Here is a 4,197-nt window from a genome sequence, read left to right as displayed (position 1 = left end):
ACCATTACYRTAAGTCCGGCTGCTTTGCCTACCATGACAGCTCCGGCTGATACAACTGTAGCGTGTGGAGCACTTCCGGCACCTTCTACCATTGCGTTCTCTAACGGATTAAATGGTGGTTGTTTAATTAGTGGTACTTCCAATCCGTCTACCTTCTCAGCAACACCTGGTGCTTGCGGAGGAACGGTAACTGAAACTTGGACGGCTACCGATTCTTGCGGAAGAGCTTTGGCTCCGGTGTCAAGAACCATTACCATAAGTCCGGCTGCTTTRCCTACCATGACAGCTCCGGCTGATACAACTGTAGCGTGTGGAGCACTTCCGGCACCTTCTACCATTGCGTTCTCTAACGGATTAAATGGTGGTTGTTTAATTAGTGGYACTTCCAATCCGTCTACCTTCTCAGCAACACCTGGTGCTTGCGGAGGAACGGTAACCGAAACTTGGACGGCTACCGATTCTTGCGGAAGAGCTTTGGCTCCGGTGTCAAGAACCATTACCATAAGTCCGGCTGCTTTGCCTACCATGACAGCTCCGGCTGATACAACTGTGGCGTGTGGAGCACTTCCGGCACCTTCTACCATTGCGTTCTCTAACGGATTAAATGGTGGTTGTTTAATCAGCGGTACTTCTAATCCGTCTACCTTCTCAGCAACACCTAATGCTTGCGGAGGAACGGTAACTGAAACTTGGACGGCTACCGATTCTTGCGGCAGAGCTTTGGCTCCTGTTTCTAGAACTATTACAATAAGTCCGGCTGCTTTGCCTACCATGACAGCTCCGGCTGATACAACTGTAGCGTGTGGAGCACTTCCGGCACCTTCTACCATTTCTTTCTCTAACGGATTAAACGGTGGTTGTTTAATCAGCGGTACTTCTAATCCGTCTACCTTCTCAGCAACACCTGGTGCTTGCGGTGGAACAGTAACCGAAACTTGGACGGCTACTGATTCTTGCGGAAGAGCTTTGACTCCGGTGTCAAGAACCATTACTGTAAGTCCGGCTGCTTTGCCTACTATGACAGCATTAGAACCAATAACAGTAAGTTGTGGAAAAGTTCCGGAATCGAGCACAATTCCGTTTTCAAATGGATTAAGCGGAGCTTGTTTATTAAACGGAATTTCTAACCCCTCAACGTTCACCACAATTGTTGAAGGATATTGTAACGGAAAAGTAATTGAAACTTGGACCGCTACTGATTCTTGCGGAAGAGCATTAGCATCTGTTTCCAGAACGATAACAGTAGATGACAATATAGCTCCTACATTTACAACACCAGATGACATTACGATAAATACAGATGCAAACTGTCAGGTGAATCTTGATCCTTCAGCCACCGGAAATGTTAAAAATCCGAGTGACAATTGTGATCCAAACCCATCTGTTACTTATGTTGATAGTGACTGTTTCGGAAACTTTACAGAAGGATCAATTAATGCCGGAAACGGAAATTACTTCAATTTTGAAGTTTCAGGTTTTAATAACCTTACAGCAAAAGATATTGAGAAAGTAGCCTTAGCATTTGAAACCAACCAAGGAAAAGGAAGAGTGCAATTTACTTTGGTTTCACCAAGCGGTCAGGGTATTGTTCTTGTTGGACCATACTGTAACGGAGGAAATTGTGATACAGCAAACGGCACTGAATTGTACTTACCGGTATTCTATCCAAATGCTTCAGGTTATCCGCAATGGAATAATACTAATGCCATAACAAACGGTACAGCCGTTAATCTTACTCCTAACGGGAATCTTTCCGGGTCAAATACTATCACTGGTCTAACATCTTACGTTTCAAGTTTTGAGAATTTAACTGGACCAATGAACGGAACATGGTTTGTATATGGTCAAAAAGTTGGTAATGAACTTGGTACTATTCGATTCAAAAGTGTTTGTTTGACACCTGCCAACTTATGCCCTAATAACAAAGTAATAACCCGAACTTGGACTGTTACTGACGTTTGTGGTAATTCGACAAAAGGAGATCAAATTATAAAAATTCAGGATGTTACTGCTCCTAGTTGGAGTACTGCTGAAGGATCGTTAGACAGGACATTGGAGTGTAGCGATACTGCAGGTATAGCCGCTGCTCAGGCATTGGCTCCTGTTGCTGTTGATAATTGTTCCGGAGCTGTAACTTACACTAAAACTTCAGGGGCATTTGTGGCCTCTCAAGGATGTACAAACGCCGGAACTTATAGCAATACATGGATTGCTAAAGATGCTTGCAACAATACATCGAATATATTTACTCAAACTATCACGATTAAAGATACTACAGCGCCTACGTGGGTTACTGCAAATGGAGCTTTAAACGTAATTGTTGAATGTAGCGATAATTTAGCTTTGAATAATGCGCAAGCTTTATTTCCGGTAGCTTCTGACTTATGTGATGCAGACGTAACTAACATTGTTAAAAAAGGAGGCAATTTTGTTCCTAATACTGGATGTGCAAACACCGGAACATATACGAACACATGGACCGTAATGGATGCTTGTGGAAATAATTCTGCCGAATTTACCCAAGTAATTACAGTCGTTGACACTACAAAACCTCAAATTACAACTCCTGCTTCAGATTTAGTCGTACAATGCAACGGCAGCGGAAATACAGGTGCACTACAACAATGGTTAGACAATCATGGTGGAGCTGTAGCTACAGATAGTTGTTCTGAAGTTACTTGGTCAAACAACTTCACTTCTATTGCAAATGATTGCTCTGCAGCAGTCACTGTAATATTCAAAGCTACTGACGGTTGTAATAACTTTGAAACAACATCCGCAACCTTCACAATTGAAGATACTATTGCCCCTACTTGGGATACTCTTGTGGGTTCATTAGACAAAACTTTAGAATGCAATGATGTTGATGGTCTTGCAGCTGCTAATGCATTATCACCCCTAGCAAGTGATAATTGTATTCAACAGCAATTTATAAATATTGTAAAAAGTTCAGGAGAATTTACACCATCACCTACATGTTCAACTATTGGTACTTACACCAATACTTGGACTGCAAAAGATACTTGTAATAATACTTCTGTAAGTTTTATTCAAACAATTACAATAATTGATACTACGAAGCCTACCTTCACAGCTCCGGCGGATATCACCATCTACACCACGGATGCTTGTACTTACGATGCTTCGGTTGAGTTTACAGGCGATGTAACTGATGAAGCTGATAACTGTTCTACAGGATTGAATGCTACATTCTCTGATGCGGAGCCTGTAGCAGGTCAATGTGCTGGAGCTTACACTATTGTTCGTACCTGGTCTCTTACCGACTGTGCCGGTAATACTACTACACATACTCAAAACATCACGGTATCGGATAACATCAAGCCTACCTTCACTGCTCCGGCGGATATCACTATCTACACCACGGATGCTTGTACTTACGATGCTTCGGTTGAGTTTACAGGTGATGTAACTGATGAAGCTGATAACTGTTCTACAGGATTGAATGCTACATTCTCTGATGCGGAGCCTGTAGCAGGTCAATGTGCTGGAGCTTACACTATTGTTCGTACCTGGTCTCTTACCGACTGTGCCGGTAATTCCACTACACATACTCAAAACATCACGGTATCGGATAACATCAAGCCTACMTTCACAGCTCCGGCGGATATCACTATCTACACCACGGATGCTTGTACTTACGATGCTTCGGTTGAGTTTACAGGCGATGTAACTGATGAAGCTGATAACTGTTCTACCGGATTGAATGCTACATTCTCTGATGCGGAGCCTGTAGCAGGTCAATGTGCTGGAGCTTACACTATTGTTCGTACCTGGTCTCTTACCGACTGTGCCGGTAATACTACTACACATACTCAAAACATCACGGTATCGGATAACATCAAGCCTACCTTCACAGCTCCGGCGGATATCACTATCTACACCACGGATGCTTGTACTTACGATGCTTCGGTTGAGTTTACAGGCGATGTAACTGATGAAGCCGATAACTGTTCTACAGGATTGAATGCTACATTCTCTGATGCGGAGCCTGTAGCAGGTCAATGTGCAGGAGCTTACACTATTGTTCGTACCTGGTCTCTTACCGACTGTGCCGGTAATACCACTACACATACTCAAAACATCACGGTATCGGATAACATCAAGCCTACCTTCACAGCTCCGGCGGATATCACCATCTACACCACAGATGCTTGTACTTACGATGCTTCGGTTGAG

Annotated in this window: 1 protein-coding gene; it reads left to right on the top strand. The window is 43.3% G+C overall.

Annotated features, from left to right (window positions below; genetic code table 11):
* A partial coding sequence (locus tag EZL74_RS13140; protein WP_161971739.1) for a hypothetical protein occupies positions 1 to 4,197 on the top strand: 4,197 nt, incomplete at both ends.

It is taken from the genome of Flavobacterium silvisoli, from assembly GCF_004329815.1.
In the GTDB taxonomy this organism is placed as follows: domain Bacteria; phylum Bacteroidota; class Bacteroidia; order Flavobacteriales; family Flavobacteriaceae; genus Flavobacterium; species Flavobacterium silvisoli.
This window is presented reverse-complemented; position numbering and strand designations above follow the sequence as displayed.